Here is a 20,970-nt window from a genome sequence, read left to right on the forward strand (position 1 = left end):
TAGACGGCGCAGCCGGGCGCGGAGGGGACGCGTTGACGGCTGGAAGGGTACCCCCCAGGATAAGCCGCGAGATATGTCGCGGGCTGCATGGGGAGCGGGTGTGCTACAGCCGACCGGCCGCTTTCAACGCGAGATAGCGGTCGGCGACGAGCGGGGGAAGGTCGTCTGCCGACGCCGACACCGCATCGCCGCCGGCGCGCACGATCGCCGCCGCGACGCGCTCGGCGTCGTGCCGGGCGCGCTCGGCGGCGGCGGCGGCGTAGACGTCGGAAGCATCCCGGTGGGCGGGGGTCTCCCCGGGCCCGTCGGTGGCCGTGGCGACCAGCAGGCGCGAGCGGGAGGCGATCGCGGGAAGCGAGGCGAGGAAGGCGCGGGCCGCCTCGGGATCGTCGGCCGCCGTGAGCAGCACCACGAGGGCCGGGCGGACGGCGAACCCGCGGACGTGCGCGAGCGCGGCATCCCAGTCGGTGTCGATCAGCTGCGGATCGACGGGCGCCATGGCGTCGACCAGGGCGGGGAGCAGGGGGCCTCCGTCGACCCGCGTCACGCGCGCCCGCGGCAGTCTGTCGAACATCAGCAGGTGCACGTGGTCGCCCGCGCGGGTGGCCAGCACCGACAGCAGCAGCGCCGCCTCCATCGCGGCGTCGAGGCGCACCCCGTCGCCCACGCGAGCCGCGGCCGTGCGCCCGGTGTCGATGACGATCACGACGTGCCGGTCGCGCTCGGGGCGCCAGGTGCGGAGCATCGTCGTGCCGGCGCGGGCGGTCGCGCGCCAGTCGATCGAGCGCACGTCGTCGCCGCGCACGTATTCGCGGAGGCTGTCGAACTCGGTGCCCTGACCGCGCACCTGCAGGCTCGTGTTGCCGTCGAGCTCGCGGAGCCGGGCCAGACGTGACGGAAGGTGCCGCCGCGACGTGAACGGCGGGAGCACGCGGATCCGGCCGGGGGCGTCGATGACGCCCTGGCGACCGGCCAGCCCCAGGGGTCCCGCCGCGCGAACGGCGACGAAGGCGCTGCGCAGTTCGCCGCGACGGCGAGGGCGCAACGGCAGGGGCGCGGAGCGTCTCTCTCCGGGCGGCACGGTGAAGCGCTGCCGCTCGGCCGGCGCCCCGGCGGTCGGCTGCCACGCGTCGCGCACGCGGGCGCGCAGCAGACGGGTGCCGAGATTGCGCACGCGCAGCTCTCCGGCCACGGTTTCGTCGCGCAGCGCCCGCTCGGGGTGCGTGCGGGTGATCTCGACCCGGCGCGGGTCGGCGGCGAGCAGGGTGTCGACGGCCGCCAGCACCAGGCACAGCAGCACCCACCCGCCGGCGACCGCCCACGCGGAGAGCCCCGCCGTGCTCAACAGCACGAGGGGCACGACGCCGAGGGCGACGAGCAGGGCGAGACGGCCGGTGACGAACATCAGATGGGAACGCGGGTCTGCTGCAGGACGGAGGTGAGGATGGCATCCACCGATACGCCCTCGATCTCCGCCTCGGGACGCAGCCGGATGCGGTGGCGCCACACCGGCACGAGCATGGTCTGCACGTGGTCGGGCGTGATCGCGGGATACCCACTCAGCCACGCCCACGCCTTGGCGGCGGCGAGCAGGCCGGTGGACGCGCGGGGACTGACCCCGACGAGCACGGAGGGGCTCTGCCGAGTCGCGCGGGCGAGGTCGACGACGTAGCCGAGCAGGTCGTCGTCGACGGCGACGGATGCCGCCGCGCGTTGCGCCGCGAGGATCTGGGGCGCCGTGACGACCGGCGCGACACCGGCGTCGTCGAGACGGCGGGGGTCGAATCCCGCGGCGTGGCGACGCAGAACGTCGACCTCGGCATCGCGACCGGGGAGATCCACGACGAGCTTGAGGAGGAAGCGGTCGAGCTGTGCCTCGGGCAGCGTGTACGTGCCCTCGTGTTCGATGGGGTTCTGCGTCGCGGCGACGAGGAACGGATCGGGGAGTGCCCGGCTCTCTCCGTCGGATGACACCTGTCGTTCTTCCATGGCTTCGAGCAGCGCCGCCTGCGTCTTCGGGGGCGTGCGGTTGATCTCGTCGGCCAGCAGCACGTGGGTGAAGACGGGGCCGGCCCGGAACTCGAAGGTGCCGGCGCGGGCGTCGTAGACGAGGGAGCCGGTGACGTCTCCCGGCATGAGGTCGGGGGTGAACTGCACGCGGCGGGTGTCGAGTCCGAGCGCACGGCTGAAGGACCGCACGAGCAGCGTCTTGGCGACGCCGGGGACACCCTCGAGCAGGACGTGCCCGCGGGAGAGGAGCGCGATGAGGAGGCCGGTGATCGTGCCGTCCTGGCCGACGACGGCCTTGCCGACCTCGAGACGCACGCGGTGCATCGCGTCGCGCAGCTGCGCGTGGTCGTCGCTCGGCGCGACGGAGGCCGCGGCTGCGGGGGTCTCGGGGCTGTCGGTCATCGTGTGGTCCCTTCGGTTCGGACGGCGGCGCGCACGCTCTCTTCGAGATCGCGGAGGCGGTCGGCCGCCGCGACGAGTTCGCGGTCGGTACGGGGGAGGTCGTCGACGAGGATGCCGCGCACGCGCGCGCGGTCCGCGCCGAGTCTCTGGGCGACGGCATCGGCGACCTCGTGCGGGGAGGTCCGGGCGGTGAGGCCGAGAAGGCGACCCAGACGCGCCCGGGCGGCACGGCGGAGCTCGTCGAGCGCGTGCGCAGCGTCCTTCGACGAGGCGTAGAGGCGCGCGCGGCCCTCGGTGGTCTCGGTGGCGCGGACGGTGACGGGAAGGCGCTCGGCCACGAGCGGCCCGAAGCGGCGCCCTCGCCAGATCGCGGCGGCGAGAGCGGCGGTCAGAAGCAGCAGCATGGCGGGAGTCACCCACGCGGGAGTGAGGTCGCCGAGGGTCGGGGCGGCCGTATTCTGGTCGGCGTCGGAGAGGGCGGGCACGTACCAGACGAGCCTGTCGGTCTGTCCGAGCACGCCGAGGGCGAGAGCGGCATTCCCGTCGACGGGGAGGGCCGTGTTCGTGAGAACCGAGAGCCCGTCGAGGGCGGTCACCGTCCGGCCGTCCGTTCCTTCGGACTGCAGAAGCCCGAACTCGCCGTCGACCGGGTAGCAGCCCTGGACACCGTCTCCGGGGCGCAGGAGCTCGCCCACGCGGGCCGTTCCGGCGTTCGAGGCCGCGGCGACGGTGCACTCGGGGGTCGCGGACGCGTCGGGGGAGAAGCCGCCGAGCGCGGAGCCGTCGAGGAGCACCTCCAGCGCGCGAGACCGGGGTTCGACGAGGACGACGTGCTGCGCGCGGTCGGTGAGCTCCCGCAGCGCGTCGTCCGACAGCATCGGGGCATCGCGCAGGACGAGGGTGGCGTCGCCGTCGGCGAGGGCGCGTTCGGCGGCGGCACGGTCGCGAGCGATCGTGACGGTGACACCCTGCCTCTCGAGGACTCGCACGACCGCGCGGGTTCCATCCGGGCCGGCCGAGTCGGGGTCGAAGATCGCGCGCTGGGTGTACCCGCCGTAGACGAGGGTGCCGCCGATCAGAGCGGCGAGCAGGAGACCCGCGCACAGGGCTGCCCAGCCGAGGGCGGATCTCCGGCGCGAACGGATCGGGGCGGCCGAGGCCGTCGGCGCGCTCACCGGGATGCCACCGGTACGACGCGCGCGCGGACGGCGGCATCGTCGAGGTCGGCGACCTGTCGGTAGCGCTCACGGGTGCCGGGGCGGCGCAGGTAACGGATGTCGTCGAACGTCGTGGCGGCCGGATCGAGCAGCGGGACGAGGGCGGGCAGCGCCGTCGCCGTCTCGCGCGCGAAGGCGCGGACCGTGGCGCCGGGAGGCGGATCGACGAGCCCGCGTTCGGTGAGGCCGCGCGCGAATGCGCGGAATCGCAGCACGATCGCGTCGTCCCACTCGCCCCGGTCGGCCGCGACCGTCGCGTCGGCGCGGAGGTCGTCGGCGGAGCGGCCGTCGTCGTCGTCGTCGAAGAGCGCGCGAGCCGGCTCCGAGGCGCGCGTCGACAGGCGCGGTCGGCCCCAGATGAGAAGAGCGACGACGATCAGCGCGACGACGATGATGCCCAGCACGACGAGAGCGGACGGACCCCACCCGTCGTTGTCGGGGACACGCAGCAGATCTTCGAGGAACTTCCCGATGGCCTGGGAGATACGGTCGACGACGTTCGGCTCGGCCGCTTGGTACACGGGGTCGCCGAGCTCCTGCTCGGCCCAGTCCCGGGCCTGGTCGGGGTCGGGAAGCAGCGGGAAGGCGGCTGCCATGGCCGTGAGGATCACGCGTCGCCGTTCGAGCCGGGGGCGGCCCATGTCGTCTGCGCGCGGTCGGGGGCGCTCGGCGCGGGCGGGGCCGCGGGGGAGTCCTGCGCGACGGGGGGCACGGGGGGAGCGGGGTAGGCCTGCGGCGCGGGGGCAGTGACCGGCGCCGCGTACGGGGGAGGCGTCGGGGCGGCTGCGGGAGCCGATGGTGCGTAGCCCGGAACAGGTCGTCCCTGGGGGGCCGCATACCCTCGCGGTGCAGCGGCGTACCCTCCCGTCGCGGGAGCGCCGTACCCCGCGTTCCCCGCCGGGGGACCGTAGCCCGCGAACGCCGGCGGAGCGCCGTAGGGCACCGGGGCGGGGCGCTCGACGACCCGGCCCACACCCACGAGGTAGGGGTCGCTCAGCTCGGCTGCGCCGGAATCGCGTGCCTCCACGTAGGACTGCAGGTCGTGGTCGAGACCTTCGACGCGCATGCGGGCGTCGACGTACACGAGGACGGCGGAGGTGGACTGCACCACGAGAGCGATGCACTGAACCAGCAGGATCCCGAACTGCCCCACGACCTGCACGACGATGAGGCCGACGACCGCGCCGGCTCCGCTCTCGCCGGTCGGCGCGATGATCGACGGGACGAAGCCCCCGAACAGGCTCAGGGGCAGCGAGATGATCTGCGCTACGACCCCGAAGACCACCGAGATGATCACGACGACCCCGAGCGTCGACCAGAAGCGTCCGCGGGTCAGCTGCCACGATCGAGCGATCGCCCGGAAGACGGGGGCGCGCTCGAGGATGATCACGGAGGGGACGAGGAACAGCTTGGGCGTCAACCAGAGGTACAGCGGGATGAGCGCCAGGAAGAACAGCACGCCGACGAGCGCGCCGACCCAGGTCGCGGCGATGACCAGCAGCGCGACGATCCCCGCGAGGACCCCGACGAGCAGCACCACCGCACCGACCGTGAGCGCGCTGTAGCCGACCAGGCGCCAGAACACCGGACGCACCCGCGCCCAGACGGCCCTGAGGGAGGGCTTCTCCGCGACCACCGCGTGCGCCACCTCGGCCACCACGATGCCCTGCACGACGACGCCCAGAACCCCGGACAGGATGCCGAGCACCAGGGCGGCGATGGCGGTGAGGGCGATCGAGCCCGCGATGATCGCGTCGTAGTCGTCGCTGCCGTACGGGACGGTGTCGAGCCGGGAGAAGCTCGCGATCGCCACCCCGGCGATCGCCGCCGTCACGACGATGTAGGCCACGGCCTGGACGACGAGGGCGAAACCCAGCAGCACCTTGGGGTTGTGACGCAGGGCGACGAACGAACGGCCCAAGATGGTGCCGAACCCGTACGGGTGCAGCGGAACGATCCCCGGGCGCGATGCCGGGGTCCAAGACGGGTACGCGGTCATGTGGGGCCCCTCCTCGTCACATGGCGGTGCCCTCATCGTGTCACACACCCCCGACACGTACGCCTGTCGTGCAGGCAGGTCGACTACTCTCGATGGGACGTGCCCCCACCCGGGGCGTAGTGCCCGTCCCCGAGCGGGTTTCGAGACGGAAGACGTACACCCGAATGACTTCACGGATCCTGGTTGTCGATGACGACACCGCGCTGGCCGAGATGATCGGCATCGTGCTGCGCACCGAGGGATTCGAAACGGTGTTCTGCGCAGACGGCGCGCAGGCGGTGGACGCCTGGCGCACCGAGCGCCCCGACCTGATCCTGCTCGATCTCATGCTCCCGGGCGTGGACGGCATCGAGATCTGCACGCGCGTGCGAGCGGAGTCCGGCGTGCCGATCATCATGCTCACGGCGCGCACCGACACGGCCGACGTGGTCAAGGGTCTCGAGTCGGGCGCCGACGACTACATCATGAAGCCGTTCAACCCGAAAGAACTCGTCGCGCGCATCCGAACGCGCCTGCGTCCGGTGCAGGTACCGGTCGACGAGACCCTGCGCATCGGCGACCTCGTCGTCGATGTCGCCGCGCACGAGGTCCGTCGCGGCGACGCCCCGATCGCCCTGACCCCTCTGGAATTCGAGCTCCTCGTCGCGCTGGCCGAGAAACCGCAGCAGGTGTTCTCGCGCGAGATGCTGCTCGAGCAGGTGTGGGGCTACCACTACAAGGCCGACACCCGCCTGGTCAACGTGCACGTGCAGCGACTGCGCGCGAAGATCGAGGCCGACCCCGACAACCCGCGCATCGTGACCACCGTGCGCGGCGTGGGCTACCGCGCCGGCGCGGTGGCCTGATCTCCTCATGACGGGCGCGGTGCGCACCTTCCCGCGGCCGCGGGCTCGAGGATGGCGCGATTGGCGCGTCGTGCGCGATCGCCTCGCGACGCTGTGGCGCCGCTCGCTGCGCTTCCGCACGATCGTGCTCACGGTGACGCTGACGGCCGCGACGATCCTCGTCACGTGCATCGCCATGGCGCTCGTCATCCAGAACGAACTGTTCACGGCCCGCAAGGACCAGGTGCTGCTCGAGGCGCAGCGCGCCACCGCCGCGGCTCAGGCCACCCTCGACGCCGCCGTCGACTCGACCGACCCGGCCGCGGCGCAAACGCTCATGAACGGTATCGCGACGCGCCTGTCGCAGCAGTCCTCGAGCGATCTCATCGCCCTGTACCGCATCGGCCCGCCCTCCCCGCTGGCTCCGCAACCCTTCATCTCCCCGGCTTTCGAGTCCCGTATGGTCACCGACGCCCTGCGCACGCAGGTGCAGTCGAGCCCCGACCTGCAGTGGTGGCAGTCCGTGGCGCTTCCCGCCGACGACGGCCGTGAGGTTCCCGGCATCCTGGTCGGTCATCAACTGCGCTTCCCCGCGGAGGACGGGGTCGACTCGTACGAGCTGTACATGGGGTACGACCTCACCAGTGCCTCGCAGACCCTGGCCTTCGTGCAGGTGCTGCTGTGGGTCGTGGGCCTGGTCCTCGTGCTGCTCATCGGCGCCATCGCCTGGTTCGTCCTCAGATCCGTCACGACTCCGATCGCGGATGCCGCCGAGACCAGCGCCAAGCTCGCGGCAGGGGATCTGGGCGTCAGGCTCCCGGTGCGCGGCGAGGACGAGCTCGCGACCCTGAACCGCTCCTTCAACGCGATGGCCGACAGCATCGAGTCGCAGATCAAGGAGCTCGCCGACCTCTCGCTCGTGCAGCAGCGCTTCGTCTCGGACGTCTCGCACGAGCTGCGCACGCCGTTGACGACGATCAAGCTCGCCGCCGACATGATCAACGACCAGCGCGAGGAGTTCGATCCCGCCACCGGCCGCGCCGCGGAGCTGCTGCACGCGCAGGTGCAGCGCTTCGAGGTGCTCCTCACCGACCTGCTCGAGATCAGCCGCTACGACGCGGGCTCGGTCCAGCTCGAGCTCGAGGCGACGAGCCTGGCCCATCTGGCCGAAGACGTCATCCTCTCCATGGAGCAGCTCGCCGAGGGCCACGGCTCCGACGTGCGCCTCGTCGCCCCGGGCGGCTACACCCCGGTCGACATGGACGCCCGGCGCGTCCGCCGGATCGTCCGCAACCTCCTCGGCAATGCGATCGAGCACGGTGAGGGACGCCCGATCGTGGTGTCGGTCGACAGCGACCGGGATGCCGTGGCCCTCGGCGTCCGCGACTTCGGCCTGGGCATGCAGCCCGACGACGTGGAGCGCGTCTTCGACCGCTTCTGGCGCGCCGACCCCTCGCGCGTGCGCACCATCGGCGGCACGGGCCTCGGCTTGTCCATCGCCCTCGGCGACGCCAAGCTGCACGGCGGTACCCTGTCGGTCTGGTCCGAGCCCGGACGCGGCTCGAACTTCGTGCTCACCCTGCCGCGCGCCGGTCAGCCGGTCAGCAGCTCGCCCCTGCCCCTCGTCCCCGACGACGAGCAGGGCGGGGCCCTCGAAGCCCTGGGCCTCACACAGCCCATCTCGACCCGACCCGGAGTGAGGAAGACGACATGAGACGCGCTCTCGCCCTCGTCGGTCTCGCCCTGGTGCTCGCGTTGACCGCGTGCACGGGCCTTCCGACCTCCGGTTACGTCAATCCCGGGCGGGGCCCCCAGGTCGACGACACGCAGGCCTTCGCCTTCGTCCCCGACGGACCGCAGGACGACGCCTCTCCCGCCGAGATCGTGGAGGGGTTCCTGCGTGCCGGTTCCGGCCCCGCCGACGACTGGGCCACGGCGAAGCTCTTCCTGGCGTCCGGGACCCAGTGGGATCCCCGCGCCCGCGTCACCATCGACCGCCTCGCCGATCGCCGCGCCGCCGCGAACGCCGACGGCACCGGAGTGACCGTCGCGCTCACCACGGTCGCGGGGGTGGATGCCAACGGTGCCTATGCCCCGACGGCCTCGGGCACCGCGGAATCCCTCTCGTTCACCCTCGCGCGCGTCGACGATCAGTGGCGCATCACGTCGGCACCCGACGGGGTCGTGCTGTACGAGGAGGTGTTCCCGACCGTCTACCAGTCGGCATCCATCGCGTACTTCGATCCCACGTGGAGCTTCATCGTCCCCGATGTGCGGTGGTTCCCGCGGGCGCTGGTGGCGAGCCGCGTGGCGACCGCCCTGGTGGACGGGCAGCCCAGCGCGTGGCTCGCCGGCGCGGTCAAGACGGCGTTCCCCGACGAGCTGTCGCTCGTGGGGCGTTCGGTGACGCTGTCCTCCAGCGGCGTCGCCCAGGTGCAGCTGCCGCGCACCGCCCTGAGCCTGGACCGCACGACGCTCGACCGCATGCAGACGCAACTGTCCAAGAGCCTGGTCACGGCCGGCATCAGCGAAGTGCAGATGACGGTGGAGGGCACCCCGGTACCCGCGTCCGAGGTGTCGGTGCGTGTCACCCGGGTCGATCCCTCTCCTGCCGTGCTGACCACCGCCGGCGCGTTCGGCGCGCTCGCCGGAGACACGGTGGAATCGCTCGGCGGACTGTCCGAGGCGATCGAGTCTCTCGCCCCGGCCGCGGTCGAGCTCGAGGCCGACCGGAGCCTCGCGGCGGTCCGCACGCAGCAGGGCGCCGTGGCGAGTGCGCTGGCGGATGGGCGTACCTTCCTGCTCGACGATCGTCCCGGATTGATCGCCCCCACGATCGACGCCGAGGGGGCGATCTGGAGCGTGCCCGCTTCCGCGCCGACGCAGCTGCGCACGATCTCCGCCGAGGGCGTGCCGCGCAACGTCGGCAATGCCTGGCCCGACGCCTCCGAGATCACCGCGATGCAGATCTCGCGCGACGGGACGCGGGTGGCGGCGATCGTCACGGTCTCGGGCACACGCGAGGTGTGGGTCGCCGGCATCCAGCGCGAGGGCGGCGAGGTCGATCTCGGCGTTCCGCACGTGCTGTCGTTCTCGCAACAGGGGGCCTTCGACCTGGCTTGGCTCGACGACACGACGGTGGGCGTCCTGGCCGACGTCGACGGCGCCAGCCGTCTGCGCGAGCTCAACGTGGGCGGACGAGGGACCGAGGCCGCGGCCCCCGATGGCGCGACCACCCTCGCCGCCGGAAGCACGAGCGTGCGCGTACTCGACGACGCCGGTCGTCTCTACAGCCGTCGTGGAAGCTCGTGGACTCTGGTGGCCACCGGTATCCGCGTGCTCGCCGCCCAGCAGGGCACCACCTCCTGAGACTCCTCCCCACCGGGGAGAGGCGGTCTTCTCTCCCCGGAGGGGGCCGCCGAACCGGCATGCCTTCGTCGGCCCCGGCACGCTGGGTCCATGTCGTTCCGCGCCGTTCTCTCCTCCTCCTTCCGCGATGCCGTGACGTTCTGGCTGCCCGTCTCGTGCGCGGGATGCGGCGTGGTCGACTCCGATCTCTGCTCCGGATGCCGTGACGCCCTGGCCCCGCAGCCGATCCGTCGTGCGATCGAGCCGGGGCTGGCGGTGACGAGCGCCCTCGTCTTCGACGGTGTCGCGGCCCGCGTCGTCCGCGCGCTCAAAGAGGAGGGTCGCACTTCCCTCGCGCGCGGCCTCGCTCCCGCGCTGGACGAGGTGCTGCGGCTCTCGGTGCCCGCCGGCGCTCTCGTCACCACGATCCCGGGCACGCGCGCGGCCTTTCGTCGCCGCGGGTTCCGACCGCTCGACGTGCTGATGCAGCGTGCCGGGTGGAGGCACCGGCGGCTGCTGCGCGTCGTCCGTGCGACGCACGACCAGAGGGGGCTCGGTCGGCGCGCGCGACGCGAGAACGTGCGAGAAGCGTTCGTCAGTCGACCGGTCGCGGGAGGCACGGTCGTCGTCGTCGACGACGTCGTCACGACGGGGGCGACCCTGGCCGAGGCGGCACGCGCTCTGCGCGCGGCGGGAGCGGCCGAGGTCCTCGCCGTGGCGCTCGCGCACACGCCGCGACTAAGGGACTTCCCTGGTGAATCCCGGGTGATTGAGACGTGACATGGCGGTGTCGGACTACTAGCGTGGGGATGACTGAAGGCGACGGATGTTCCGCCCTTAGACCGGGCGGAACCCGGAACAAGGAGGTCACTGATGGACACCAACATCGTCGGAGTGGGAGTCGGTATCACCGATCGTTTCCGCTCGGTCGTCGAAGAGAAGGTCAGCCGCATCGAGCACCTCGCGCCTCGCGCTCAAGCGCTCGAGGTCAAGGTGACTCATCGCTCCTACCGCAACGGTCGTCTGGAGGACGACACGGTCGAGCTCACGCTCGACGGCAAGGGTCCGGTCGTCCGCGCGGAGGCCACCGACACCGACAAGTTCGCGGCCCTCGACCTCGCGGTCGACAAGATCTCCGAGCAGGTGCGTCGCGCGAAGGACAAGCGCATCGATGCGCGCAACCACCCTCGCGGGGCGAAGTTCGAGAAGGGCACCGGAGAACTCTCGGGCATCGACGTGGAGCCCGCGTCCGTCGAGGTGCTTCGCGCCGTCGCCACCGGGTCGGTCCCCGTGCAAGAGACTTCCGCCGAAGAAGAGGACTACACCCCCGTCGTCATCCGACAGAAGGAGTTCGGCGCCGAATGGATGACGGTCGAAGACGCCGTCGACCGCATGGAGCTCGTCGGTCACGACTTCTTCCTCTTCATCGACGCCCGCACCGATCACCCGAGCGTCGTCTATCGCCGCAAGGGGTGGGACTACGGTGTGATCGCTCTCGCGACCCAGGCGTCGCCGGTCGTGGAGATCGCATCCTGACCTGAGAACATCACGAAGCCCTCGGCCGAATGGCCGAGGGCTTCGTCACGCGGGTGGGGCGGGGGAGAACGCGCCGGGTCAGCCGTCGAAGATGTCGCCGAGCAGCGAACCGATGACCAGACCCCCGAGCATGCCGCCGACCATGTTGCCGCCACCCATACCGCCTCCGCGGCCGTAACCGCCGCCCCGGCCATCGTTGCCCCAGTCGTTCGGGCGGGACTGCTCGATGTCGCGCTGGGCGATCTGGAGGGCCTCGGAGGCCAGGGCACCGGCGCGTCGGGCGGTGGCCAGTGCCGTCTCGCGCTGGTCCTCGGGTACGGGTCCCAGCGGCAGGCCCGCGCGCAGGCGCTCGGCTTCGACGAAGCGCGTGCGCGCATCGGCTCCGATCCACCCGCGATGCCCGGTGATGAGCCCGCGCGCGACGGCGAGCTGACGGTCGGCGTCGTCGATCGCGTGCTCCACCTGATCCTGGGAGGGAACGGGGCGGGCCGCTCGCTCGCGCGCGAGGTCGAGATCCGCGTTCGCCTGGCGCAGCGACGACAGCGCCTGGAACGGATCGCTGCGGGATCCCGAAGCGGGGAGGGCGGTCAACGCCTGCTGCAGTGTGGCCATCGCCTGGACCACGGCCGGTGTCTGCGCACCCATCCGCGCCTCGATGAGGTCGTTGCGCGAGTCGTCGACGACGGCGGCGAGAGTCGACTCGGCGCGAAGCGCTTCGATCTCGAAGGTGTCCACGGCATCCAGAAGCGATTCCGCCCGGCGCACCGCCTCGGTGGCGGCCTCGAGGGCGACGGAGGCCTGCTCGCGCTGGCCCGCCTCACGGCGGCGCTCGGAGACGGACGCGGTGTGCACCGCGAAGTCGAGGAGCTGCTCGATCTCTTCGGGATTGCCGCCGATCTGCGAGAGGGCCGAATCGCTGTAGCGGCGCGAGAGTCGATCGACGACCTCACGGGCGTTGGGGATGCGCTGGGCGAGCCGGTCGCGGTCGGCCCGCACGCGCGCCAGTGTCTCGGGGGCGCGGCGCACGGCGTCGATCTTGGGCTGCAGCACCTGGGTGCGCTCCTCGAGGAGGTCTTCGGCCCACTCCGAGAGCTGGATGATGCGCGCATTACGCGTGCGCAGCTCTTCTTTCGTGTCGGGGATCTCGTCGTGATTCAGCTGGTGCAGCTGGAACGCCTCTGCGAGGTGGGTGCGCACGGACTCGAGGGCCGCCGCGAGGTCTTCCGTAGCCTTGTCGCCGAGCTCGGCGCGGGCGAAGTCGAGCTCGTCGGAGGTCAAGCGGACGCGCTCGTCGGCGGCGACGATCGCAAGCTCCGCCCGGCGTGCCAGATCGGCATCCGCCGCGTCCTGTTCTTCGCGCTTCCTCTTGCCCCAGAAACCGGCCATGGCTCGATCCTAGGCGTCGCTTTCCCTCCCGTCGCCGCGTGTTCGCTGGGGGCGCGCTCCGCCGCTTTCGGATTGTGGCCTCCTCGCAGGTCACGAACGGGTAACACGGATAACATGGGCGATGTATGCCTGTTCGCAGGCCGGCGTCCATGCGGGCGCCGCACCCGACAGATGGAGATGCTTCGTGGCCAATCCGCTCGAGAAACTGCTGCGCGCCGGAGAGGGCCGCATCCTGCGCCGACTGCAGGGCGTCGTGAAGGCGACCGGAGCGCTCGAAGAGGACTACGAGCAGCTCACCGACGACGAGCTGCGCAACGAGACCGTCGAACTGCGTGCCCGCTACGAAGCCGGCGAGACGCTCGACCAGCTCATGCCCGAGGCGTTCGCGGCCGTCCGCGAGGCCGCCAAGCGTACGCTCGGTCAGCGCCCCTACGACGTGCAGATCATGGGCGGCGCGGCACTTCACCTCGGCAACATCGCCGAGATGAAGACCGGTGAGGGAAAGACGCTCACCGCGGCGCTTCCGGCCTACCTCAACGCGATCGCCGGTCAGGGCGTGCACGTCATCACGGTCAACGACTTCCTCGCGAGCTACCAGTCGGAGCTCATGGGTCGCGTCTACCGCGCCCTCGGCATGACGACGGGAACGGTCGTCGCAGGTCAAACCCCCGAGGTGCGCCGCGAGCAGTACGAGGCCGACATCAGCTACGGAACGAACAACGAGTTCGGCTTCGACTACCTGCGTGACAACATGGCCTGGCGCAAAGAAGACCTCGTGCAGCGCGGCCACTTCTACGCCATCGTCGACGAGGTCGACTCGATCCTCATCGACGAGGCTCGCACCCCGCTGATCATCTCGGGCCCGGCATCCGGTGAAGCCAACCGCTGGTTCGCGGAGTTCGCGAAGCTCGCCCGCACCCTCGAGGCCGGCGTCGACTACGAGGTCGACGAGAAGAAGCGCACGATCGGTGTCCTCGAGCCCGGTATCGAGAAGGTCGAGGACTACCTCGGCATCGACAACCTCTACGAGTCGGCGAACACCCCGCTCATCTCGTTCCTCAACAACTCGATCAAGGCGATCGCGCTGTTCAAGCGCGACACCGACTACGTCGTCATGAACGACGAGGTCATGATCGTCGACGAGCACACCGGTCGCATCCTGGTGGGTCGCCGCTACAACGAGGGCATCCACCAGGCGATCGAGGCCAAGGAGGGCGTACCGGTCAAGGCCGAGAACCAGACGCTCGCCACGGTCACGCTGCAGAACTACTTCCGCCTGTACGACAAGCTCTCGGGCATGACCGGTACCGCCGAGACCGAGGCCGCCGAGTTCATGTCGACGTACAAGCTCGGCGTGGTGCCCATCCCGACGAACAAGCCGATGATCCGCAAAGACCAGTCCGACCTCGTCTACAAGAACGAGACGGCGAAGTTCGCGCAGGTCGTCGAAGACATCGTCGAGCGGCACGAGAAGGGTCAGCCCGTTCTCGTCGGCACCACGAGCGTCGAGAAGAGCGAGTACCTCTCGCGTCTGCTGGCCAAGAAGGGCATCCGCCACGAGGTGCTCAACGCCAAGAACCACGCTCGCGAGGCCGAGATCGTCGCGCGCGCCGGTCGCCTGGGCGCCGTCACCGTCGCCACCAACATGGCCGGTCGCGGCACCGACATCATGCTCGGCGGAAATGCCGAGTTCCTCGCCGTGCAGGAGATGAAGGCGAAGAACCTCGACCCGGTCGAGACCCCCGAGGCCTATGAGTCCGAGTGGGACAGCGTGTACCAGAGCATGCGCGACACCGTGGCCGAAGAGGCCGCCAAGGTCGTCGAGGCGGGTGGCCTGTACGTGCTCGGTACCGAGCGCCACGAGTCGCGCCGCATCGACAATCAGCTGCGCGGTCGTTCGGGCCGTCAGGGCGACCCCGGCGAGAGCCGCTTCTATCTGTCGCTGACCGACGACCTCATGCGTCTGTTCCAGTCCGGCGCCGCCGAGGCGATCCTCGCCCGCACGAACTTCCCCGACGACGTCGCGATCGAGTCGGGTCTGGTCTCGCGCGCGATCAAGAGCGCGCAGTCGCAGGTCGAGTCGCGCAACGCCGAGATGCGCAAGAACGTCCTGAAGTACGACGACGTCCTCAACCGTCAGCGCGAGGCGATCTACGCCGACCGTCGTCACATGCTCCAGGGCGACGACATCGCCGACCGCGTCCAGCACTTCATCGAAGACGCGATCACCGCCGTCATCGACGACCACACCGGCTCGGGTCACACCGAATCGTGGGACTTCGACGCCCTGTGGACCGAGCTGAAGACCATGTACCCCGTCAGCGTCACGATCGACGAGGTCGTGGCAGAGGCGGGTGGCAACAAGGGGCGCATCACGCCCGAGGGACTGAAGCGCGAGATCATCTCCGACGCCCGCATCGCGTACGAGAACCGCGAGAAGGCCCTCGGTGAGCAGGCACTGCGCGAACTCGAGCGTCGCGTCGTCCTGCAGGTGCTCGACCGCCGCTGGCGCGAGCACCTCTACGAGATGGACTACCTCAAGGACGGCATCGGCCTGCGCGCCATGGCCCAGCGCGACCCGCTCATCGAGTACCAGCGCGAGGGCTACCAGATGTTCCAGTCGATGATGGGGCAGATCAAGGAGGAGTCCGTCGGCTTCCTGTACAACCTCGAAGTCGAGGTGCGCAAGGTCGAGGGCGACGAGGCGCAGGTCGAGGCCAAGGGGTTGGCCCCGACGCCCGTCGAGACCCAGCGCCTGGAGTACTCCGCCGCGAACGACGCGGGGGAGGTCGAGGTCCGCAACGACCGCGGCCAGGTCCAGCAGGCGGCGACCAACCGTCTCCGTCAGGCCGAGCAGCAGGCCGAGCCCGCCGCAGAGCAGGCTCCCGCCGCCCGCGGAGCCTTCGGTCAGCGTGTGGCCCCGGCCGACGAGCCGGCCGCGAGCAACCGCGCCGACCGTCGCGCCGCCAAGAAGAAGTAAGCGCAGACCGGATGCCGCGCCCCGAGGTCGGGGGCGCGGCATCCGGTCTTTCGGGGGTGCTCCGCGGCGTTCCGAGGGGCGCGAGACGCGGCGTCGAGGGGGCCACGCGGTGTCGATTGGCCGGACGCGTGCGGGGATATCCTGAACCGATGAGCCCGCTGCGCCCCCTCGACCAGTCTTCCAAGCTGAAGGACGTCCTGTACGAGATCCGCGGGGAGGCCCTCGTCGAGGCCGATCGACTCGAGGCCGAGGGACACGCGATCCTCAAGCTCAACACCGGTAACCCGGCGATCTTCGGTTTCGAGGCGCCGCACCAGATCGTGCGCGACATGATCGCCTCCGTCCCGAGCGCCCACGGCTACAGCGACAGCCGCGGCATCCTGTCGGCTCGGCGCGCGGTCGTGTCGCGCTACGAGCAGGAGCCCGATTTCCCGCACCTCGACCCCGATCATGTGTTCCTGGGCAACGGTGTGTCCGAGCTGATCACGATGACGATGCAGGCCCTGCTCGACGAGGGCGACGAGGTGCTCATCCCGGCTCCCGATTACCCGCTGTGGACGGCGATGACGAGCCTGGGCGGCGGCACGCCCGTTCACTACCTCTGCGACGAGCAGCGCGAGTGGCAGCCCGACCTCGAAGACATCCGCTCCAAGGTCACGCCCCGCACCAAGGCGATCGTCGTCATCAACCCGAACAACCCCACGGGCGCGGTGTACTCGCGTGAGATCCTCGAGGGCATCGCCGACATCGCCCGCGAGCACTCGCTACTGCTGCTGGCCGACGAGATCTACGACCGCATCCTCTTCGACGACGCGGTACACATCCCGATGGCCACCGTCGCCCCCGACCTGCTCTGCCTGACCTTCAACGGCCTCTCGAAGACCTATCGCGTCGCCGGCTACCGCTCCGGCTGGTTGGCGATCACCGGTCCGAAAGAGCACGCGCAGGGCTTCCTGCACGGCATCAATCTCTTGGCATCCACGCGCTTGTGCCCGAACGTGCCGGCGCAGTTCGCGGTTCAGGCGGCGCTCTCGGGGGTGCAGTCGATCGACGCGCTCATCGCCCCGACGGGTCGTCTTCACGAGCAGAGGGATGCCGCCTGGCAGGGCCTCGAAGCCATCCCCGGGGTCTCGTGCGTCATGCCGAGGGGTGCGCTCTACGCGTTCCCGCGCTTCGACCCCGAGGTGTACGAGATTCCCGACGACGGCAAGTTCGTGCGCGACTTCCTGCTCGCCGAGCACGTGCTGCTCGTACAGGGGTCGGGTTTCAACTGGCCCGCGACCGACCACGTGCGCATCGTGACGCTGCCCGAGGCCCGCGTGATCAGCGATGCGATCGAGCGCCTGGGTAACTTCCTCGTGTCCTGGAGGCCCTGAGGCGCGTGCCCGACCGCCTCGACGGTTCCCTCCGGCGACGGGAGAAGCCGTCGATCAGGAGGTCGCCCGGCCGCGCGACCGGGGTGGACAACGTGCGCCCGTCCGTCGGGGGAGAGGCGGAGAACCTCGCGTCGGCGGACGCCGTTCACGCTGATGTCCGTCACAGCAGGCTGAGCGCCGTGATGCGCCAGCGTCGTTCGATCGATTCGAGGCGCAGGGCCACCGCTCGCGTGCGCATGCGGCCCGATACGACGACGGTCGCTTCGATGGCGCCGTCGCGCGGAGAGGAGAGGCGAACGCTTCGGATCTCGTGCATGACCCGGTAGACCTGGACGCGTCGGGCGCTGCGCGCTCGCGCCGCGAGGCTCGTGCGCGTGAGAAGGGTGCGGTACACCTCTTCCGACATCCACCGGGCCAGCTGCTCCGGGTCTCGAACACCGGCGACCACCTCGAGGACGCCGCGCACCATGTTGCCGACGAACACCTCGATGGGCGAGGGGCTCTCTGAGGACGGATTCTTCTCGAAGGCGCTCGGAAAGCGCTCGGTGTGCTGCTCATGTCGTGCGATCTCGCGTCGCCGGGCTGCGTCGGGCATGGATCCTCAATCTGTCGGTCGTTCGTCCAGCGGGGCGGGGATGACGCCGACAGTAGGCGGGCACACGCACACGCGCCGAGGTATCCGCTGTGTCCGTGGATTGTTTGCCTGCGGGGTGAGGCTCGGGAGGAGCGGGTGATCAGGCGTCGCGGCGGATCGCGCCGCGCCCCCACCCCTCCGGAAGGTGGCCTCGGGGGATTGCTGCCGCAGAGCCGCCCGGCGCACGAGCTCGGTCTGCTCGTCGAGATACCGGTCGACGCTGCCGTGGTCGATCCGCCACCGCGGGGGTGAGCCGATCGGAACGCCCCGGAGTCGCCCGCCCGGGACCAGGGCGCGAACGTCCGGTCGTGTGATCTCGAGCATCCGTCCGACGGCGTCCGGACTCGCGAATCGCCCTCTGGGTGAGTCCTTCTCCGCCACGAGATCACGATGTCCACCGTCCTGGGGACAGGGACGACTCACCTCCCCACCGCTGTCGCGGGGCCGAGGGGCAGAGAACGTGCCCAGCGTCTGGGCGCGAATGGACCGCCGAGGATCCCCTTAACCCTCTGAGCCGCGTCGGATTTCACCCGTGCTCTCACCCGTTTCGTCCTGACCGCGCCCACGGCGGCGGCCCACGGCGGCACCCCCCGCGGAGGTTCACCGCGGGGGCTCCCCTAGGGTGGAGGGGTGTCGACACTCAGCGAACTCGTCTACGCCCAGGGCCGCTCCAGCGAGGCGGACGTCGAGTGGCTGCACCGGCTCGCGGGCGACGGGCAGCTGCTCGCCGACCTTGCGTTCGCCGACATCGTCATCTGGGTCCCCACTCCCGACGACTCGTTCGTCGCCGTCGCCCACACGCGGCCCGGGGGAGCGGCGACGCTCTTCTACCGCGACATCGTCGGCGACCGCGTCCGTCCGCAGTGGCGTACCCAGGTGCGAGAGGCCTTCCAGAGCGGCCGCATCGTCGACTCGGCATCCCCCGATTGGTTCGAAGAGACGCCCACGCGCGTGCGCGCGGTGCCGATCGTGCGCGAGCTCTCGCGCGAGGGCCACGCGGTGACGACCGTGGGCGTGCTGACCCGCCACACCAATCTCGGCGAGACGCGGACCCCCTCGCGGCAACAGATCACCTTCAACGACTGCGCCGACGACGTCTTCGGCATGATCGCCTCGGCCGAGTTCCCCGACCTCTCGGCCCCGACCGCCCCCCGGCGCGGGGCTCCCCGCGCCTCTGACGGACTCATCCGTCTCGACGTGGACGGCATCACCACCTTCGCGAGCCCGAACGCGCTCTCGGCGTTCAACCGCATGGGCTTCGACGACGAGCTCGAGGGTGAGTCGCTCGCCGAGGTGACCGCGCGCATCCTCCCGGCCAAGCGCCAGGACGTCGACGAGTCCCTTCCCGTCGTCGTGAGCGGACGCGCTCCCTGGCGTGCCGACATGGAGGCGCGCGGCGTGCAGGTCTCGTTGCGCACGATCCCGCTGCGCGACCGCGGCACGCGCATCGGCGCGATCGTGCTGAGTCGCGACGTGACCGAGATCCGCCACCAGGAGCAGGAACTCATCACGAAGGACGCGACGATCCGCGAGATCCACCACCGCGTCAAGAACAACCTGCAGACGGTCGCCTCGCTGCTGCGCATCCAGGCCCGCCGCACGCACTCCGACGAGGCGCGCGACGCGCTCACCCAAGCCATGCGCCGTGTCTCGGCGATCGCCGTGGTGCACGACACCCTCTCCGAAGGGCTCGCGCAGAACGTCGACTTCGACGATGTCTTCGCGCGCGTGCTCAAGCTCGTGGCGGAAGTCGCCGCCGCCCCCAACACCCGTGCGCGCACACGCACCACGGGCAAGTTCGGAACGCTGCCCAGCCAGTTCGCCACGCCTTTGGCCCTGGCCCTCACCGAGCTCGTGACCAATGCCGTCGAGCACGGTTTGGCCGGCCAAGAGGGAGACGTCGAGATCGCGGCCGAGCGCAGCGGCGAGATGCTCGAGGTCAGCGTCCGCGACACGGGCGTGGGCCTGCCGGAGGGGCAGGTGGGCCGGGGCCTGGGCACGCAGATCGTCCGCACGCTCATCCAGGGCGAGCTCGGTGGCACGATCGACTGGCACACGCTGATGGGCAGCGGCACCGAGGTCACGATCGAGATCCCCCTGCGCTACATCGGCGGCTCCGCGGCCTGACACGCGGTCGCCGTCCGGCACCCGCCGGTTCGGAATCTCCGCTGCCGCGTGCGCGAGAGCCTCAGCGGTCGCGACCCCCGCGGAACGACGCGGTCCTCGCAGCTACCGGATGCCGTTCGGCGGGGCCGGCGCACATCCACGAGCGACTGCGCGACGAGGCGGCGGAGTCCCCGCGAACGGAAGAAGCCCGCCCCCGAGGGGAGCGGGCTCCTCGCGCGAAGGCGGTCGTCAGGAGGCGCGGCGGGCGCGGGCGGCGCGACGCTTGAGCGCGCGGCGCTCGTCTTCGCTCAGACCGCCCCAGACGCCCGAGTCCTGGCCGGACTCGAGGGCGTACTGCAGGCAGACCTCGGTGACGGTGCAGCGAGCGCAGACCGACTTGGCCTTCTCGATCTGGTCGACCGCGGGGCCGGTGTTGCCGACCGGGAAGAACAGTTCGGGGTCGACGGTCAGGCAGGCTGCTTTGTCGCGCCAATCCATGGGGGTGCTCCTTGTAACAGAAAAAGTGGTCGATTCGGCACCGGCATTCGGGTCCGGTACCCTGGTGGGAACGCGAGCGATTGCTCGCCCCACTTCGCTGTGGGAGCACACGGCTTGTTCCATGCTCCCATAGCGATTCCGCCTGATCAAGAGGTAACCGGCAGGTTTCCAGATCGTAACGGCGCAGGTGCGCCTGTCGGGGAGGGTTTCCGGATGCCGATTCGCCTTGCGGCCGCCGCACTCCTGGGGCTCGAAAGCGTCGGCATCCTGGCCCTGGCGGGCTGGCAGACGGTCGCCCTCATCGGTGGAGACACCGACTCCGCCGTCAGCTCGATCGCCCTCATCGTGCTCACCGTGATCGGCGCGGCCATCGTCGGCGCGTTCGGTGTCGCGACCGCGCGGGACGTCTCGGCCGGACGATCGGGCGGGATCGTGACGCAGCTGCTCATCCTGTCGGTGGCCATCGGAGCGGTGACGGGGGAGTGGGCGTCTCCCGGGATCGCCGTGCTCATCGCGGTCCCCGCGGTCATCGGCCTCGTCCTGCTCGTGCTGGCGGTACGCGCGTCGGCTCCGCGCCGTCGCGACGGCGACTGACCCCGTCGCCCCATCGCGAAGACCCCGCCGACGCTGTCGCGGGGCGGGGTCGTGGCATCC

At 70.7% G+C, this 20,970-nt stretch carries 17 protein-coding genes; 9 read left to right on the plus strand and 8 right to left on the minus strand.

The genetic code is table 11. The annotated features are described in order from the left end of the window. Positions 1-103 precede the first annotated feature (103 nt). From MTE01_RS01820 to MTE01_RS01840, 5 genes are read right to left on the minus strand one after another with little or no spacing between them, the layout of a single operon-like run. Positions 104-1,405, minus strand: a complete 1,302-nt coding sequence (locus tag MTE01_RS01820; protein WP_141375414.1) for a DUF58 domain-containing protein — start codon at positions 1,403-1,405, stop codon at positions 104-106. After that, positions 1,405-2,412, minus strand: coding sequence for an AAA family ATPase (locus tag MTE01_RS01825; protein ID WP_116238492.1), 1,008 nt, complete (start codon positions 2,410-2,412; stop codon positions 1,405-1,407). The genes MTE01_RS01820 and MTE01_RS01825 overlap by 1 nt, the downstream gene beginning before the upstream one ends. Continuing rightward, positions 2,409-3,587, minus strand: a complete 1,179-nt coding sequence (locus MTE01_RS01830) for a DUF4350 domain-containing protein (protein ID WP_141375416.1) — start codon at positions 3,585-3,587, stop codon at positions 2,409-2,411. Before MTE01_RS01830 ends, MTE01_RS01825 begins: the two co-directional genes overlap by 4 nt. Further along, positions 3,584-4,225 (minus strand): DUF4129 domain-containing protein, encoded by a 642-nt coding sequence (locus MTE01_RS01835; RefSeq protein ID WP_141375419.1) that lies wholly within the window; start codon positions 4,223-4,225, stop codon positions 3,584-3,586. The genes MTE01_RS01830 and MTE01_RS01835 overlap by 4 nt, the downstream gene beginning before the upstream one ends. 11 nt (positions 4,226-4,236) lie before the next feature. After that, a complete protein-coding gene (locus MTE01_RS01840; RefSeq protein ID WP_141375421.1) occupies positions 4,237-5,628 on the minus strand; it encodes a glycerophosphoryl diester phosphodiesterase membrane domain-containing protein in 1,392 nt (463 codons plus the stop codon). Between the two features lie 164 nt (positions 5,629-5,792). Here MTE01_RS01840 and mtrA point away from each other — a divergent pair, with 164 nt between their 5' ends. The 5 genes from mtrA to hpf all read left to right on the plus strand — a co-directional run bounded on the left by mtrA (position 5,793) and on the right by hpf (position 11,336). After that, on the plus strand, positions 5,793-6,473 hold the full coding sequence (gene mtrA / locus MTE01_RS01845) for an MtrAB system response regulator MtrA (RefSeq protein WP_103211067.1): 681 nt from the start codon (positions 5,793-5,795) through the stop codon (positions 6,471-6,473). A 7-nt stretch (positions 6,474-6,480) separates the two neighbouring features. Then, positions 6,481-8,166 (plus strand): MtrAB system histidine kinase MtrB, encoded by a 1,686-nt coding sequence (gene mtrB / locus MTE01_RS01850; protein ID WP_103211065.1) that lies wholly within the window; start codon positions 6,481-6,483, stop codon positions 8,164-8,166. Then, positions 8,163-9,821 carry an LpqB family beta-propeller domain-containing protein gene (locus tag MTE01_RS01855; protein WP_103211063.1) on the plus strand — a complete coding sequence of 553 codons (1,659 nt, stop codon included), beginning with the start codon at positions 8,163-8,165 and terminating at the stop codon, positions 9,819-9,821. The genes mtrB and MTE01_RS01855 overlap by 4 nt, the downstream gene beginning before the upstream one ends. Positions 9,822-9,911: 90 nt before the next feature. Next, positions 9,912-10,580 (plus strand): phosphoribosyltransferase family protein, encoded by a 669-nt coding sequence (locus MTE01_RS01860; protein ID WP_141375424.1) that lies wholly within the window; start codon positions 9,912-9,914, stop codon positions 10,578-10,580. 93 nt (positions 10,581-10,673) lie between these two features. Further along, positions 10,674-11,336, plus strand: a complete 663-nt coding sequence (hpf, locus tag MTE01_RS01865) for a ribosome hibernation-promoting factor, HPF/YfiA family (RefSeq protein WP_103211060.1) — start codon at positions 10,674-10,676, stop codon at positions 11,334-11,336. Positions 11,337-11,414: 78 nt separating this feature from the next. Here hpf and MTE01_RS01870 read toward each other — a convergent pair whose 3' ends face one another. Further along, positions 11,415-12,722 carry a coiled-coil domain-containing protein gene (locus tag MTE01_RS01870; RefSeq protein WP_103211058.1) on the minus strand — a complete coding sequence of 436 codons (1,308 nt, stop codon included), beginning with the start codon at positions 12,720-12,722 and terminating at the stop codon, positions 11,415-11,417. A 184-nt stretch (positions 12,723-12,906) separates the two neighbouring features. Here MTE01_RS01870 and secA point away from each other — a divergent pair, with 184 nt between their 5' ends. Both secA and MTE01_RS01880 read left to right on the plus strand, forming a co-directional pair. Further along, complete coding sequence (secA, locus tag MTE01_RS01875; RefSeq protein WP_116238486.1) at positions 12,907-15,702, plus strand: preprotein translocase subunit SecA; 2,796 nt, start codon at positions 12,907-12,909, stop codon at positions 15,700-15,702. A 149-nt stretch (positions 15,703-15,851) separates the two neighbouring features. Beyond that, complete coding sequence (locus tag MTE01_RS01880) at positions 15,852-17,078, plus strand: pyridoxal phosphate-dependent aminotransferase (RefSeq protein ID WP_116238485.1); 1,227 nt, start codon at positions 15,852-15,854, stop codon at positions 17,076-17,078. Positions 17,079-17,238: 160 nt separating this feature from the next. Here MTE01_RS01880 and MTE01_RS01885 read toward each other — a convergent pair whose 3' ends face one another. Further along, positions 17,239-17,673: an Rv3235 family protein gene (locus MTE01_RS01885; protein WP_220340830.1), complete on the minus strand. Its 435-nt coding sequence runs from the start codon at positions 17,671-17,673 to the stop codon at positions 17,239-17,241. 669 nt (positions 17,674-18,342) lie between these two features. Between MTE01_RS01885 and MTE01_RS01895 the strand changes: the two genes are divergently transcribed. Continuing rightward, the gene (locus MTE01_RS01895) at positions 18,343-19,839 is read left to right on the plus strand and encodes a sensor histidine kinase (RefSeq protein WP_115915631.1); all 1,497 of its coding nucleotides are present in this window, start codon (positions 18,343-18,345) and stop codon (positions 19,837-19,839) included. Between the two features lie 228 nt (positions 19,840-20,067). On the opposite strand, the gene MTE01_RS01900 is transcribed toward MTE01_RS01895, so the two are convergent. Then, on the minus strand, positions 20,068-20,316 hold the full coding sequence (locus MTE01_RS01900; RefSeq protein ID WP_013583608.1) for a WhiB family transcriptional regulator: 249 nt from the start codon (positions 20,314-20,316) through the stop codon (positions 20,068-20,070). 213 nt (positions 20,317-20,529) lie between these two features. On the opposite strand from MTE01_RS01900, the gene MTE01_RS01905 reads away from it, so the two are divergent. After that, positions 20,530-20,910 (plus strand): histidine kinase, encoded by a 381-nt coding sequence (locus MTE01_RS01905; RefSeq protein ID WP_116238484.1) that lies wholly within the window; start codon positions 20,530-20,532, stop codon positions 20,908-20,910. Positions 20,911-20,970 lie beyond the last annotated feature (60 nt).

This window comes from Microbacterium testaceum, from assembly GCF_006539145.1.
Classification (GTDB): Bacteria; Actinomycetota; Actinomycetes; order Actinomycetales; family Microbacteriaceae; genus Microbacterium; species Microbacterium testaceum.

Coding starts and splice junctions, on each gene's coding strand:
- MTE01_RS01880 (WP_116238485.1), top strand. CDS start 15,852: ATGAGCCCGCTGCGCCCCCTCGACCAGTCTTCCAAGCTGAAGGACGTC.
- mtrA (WP_103211067.1), top strand. CDS start 5,793: ATGACTTCACGGATCCTGGTTGTCGATGACGACACCGCGCTGGCCGAG.
- MTE01_RS01855 (WP_103211063.1), top strand. CDS start 8,163: ATGAGACGCGCTCTCGCCCTCGTCGGTCTCGCCCTGGTGCTCGCGTTG.
- MTE01_RS01900 (WP_013583608.1), bottom strand. CDS start 20,316: ATGGATTGGCGCGACAAAGCAGCCTGCCTGACCGTCGACCCCGAACTG.
- MTE01_RS01835 (WP_141375419.1), bottom strand. CDS start 4,225: ATGGCAGCCGCCTTCCCGCTGCTTCCCGACCCCGACCAGGCCCGGGAC.
- MTE01_RS01825 (WP_116238492.1), bottom strand. CDS start 2,412: ATGACCGACAGCCCCGAGACCCCCGCAGCCGCGGCCTCCGTCGCGCCG.
- mtrB (WP_103211065.1), top strand. CDS start 6,481: ATGACGGGCGCGGTGCGCACCTTCCCGCGGCCGCGGGCTCGAGGATGG.
- hpf (WP_103211060.1), top strand. CDS start 10,674: ATGGACACCAACATCGTCGGAGTGGGAGTCGGTATCACCGATCGTTTC.
- MTE01_RS01840 (WP_141375421.1), bottom strand. CDS start 5,628: ATGACCGCGTACCCGTCTTGGACCCCGGCATCGCGCCCGGGGATCGTT.
- MTE01_RS01860 (WP_141375424.1), top strand. CDS start 9,912: ATGTCGTTCCGCGCCGTTCTCTCCTCCTCCTTCCGCGATGCCGTGACG.
- MTE01_RS01905 (WP_116238484.1), top strand. CDS start 20,530: ATGCCGATTCGCCTTGCGGCCGCCGCACTCCTGGGGCTCGAAAGCGTC.
- MTE01_RS01885 (WP_220340830.1), bottom strand. CDS start 17,673: ATGCCCGACGCAGCCCGGCGACGCGAGATCGCACGACATGAGCAGCAC.
- MTE01_RS01870 (WP_103211058.1), bottom strand. CDS start 12,722: ATGGCCGGTTTCTGGGGCAAGAGGAAGCGCGAAGAACAGGACGCGGCG.
- MTE01_RS01820 (WP_141375414.1), bottom strand. CDS start 1,405: ATGTTCGTCACCGGCCGTCTCGCCCTGCTCGTCGCCCTCGGCGTCGTG.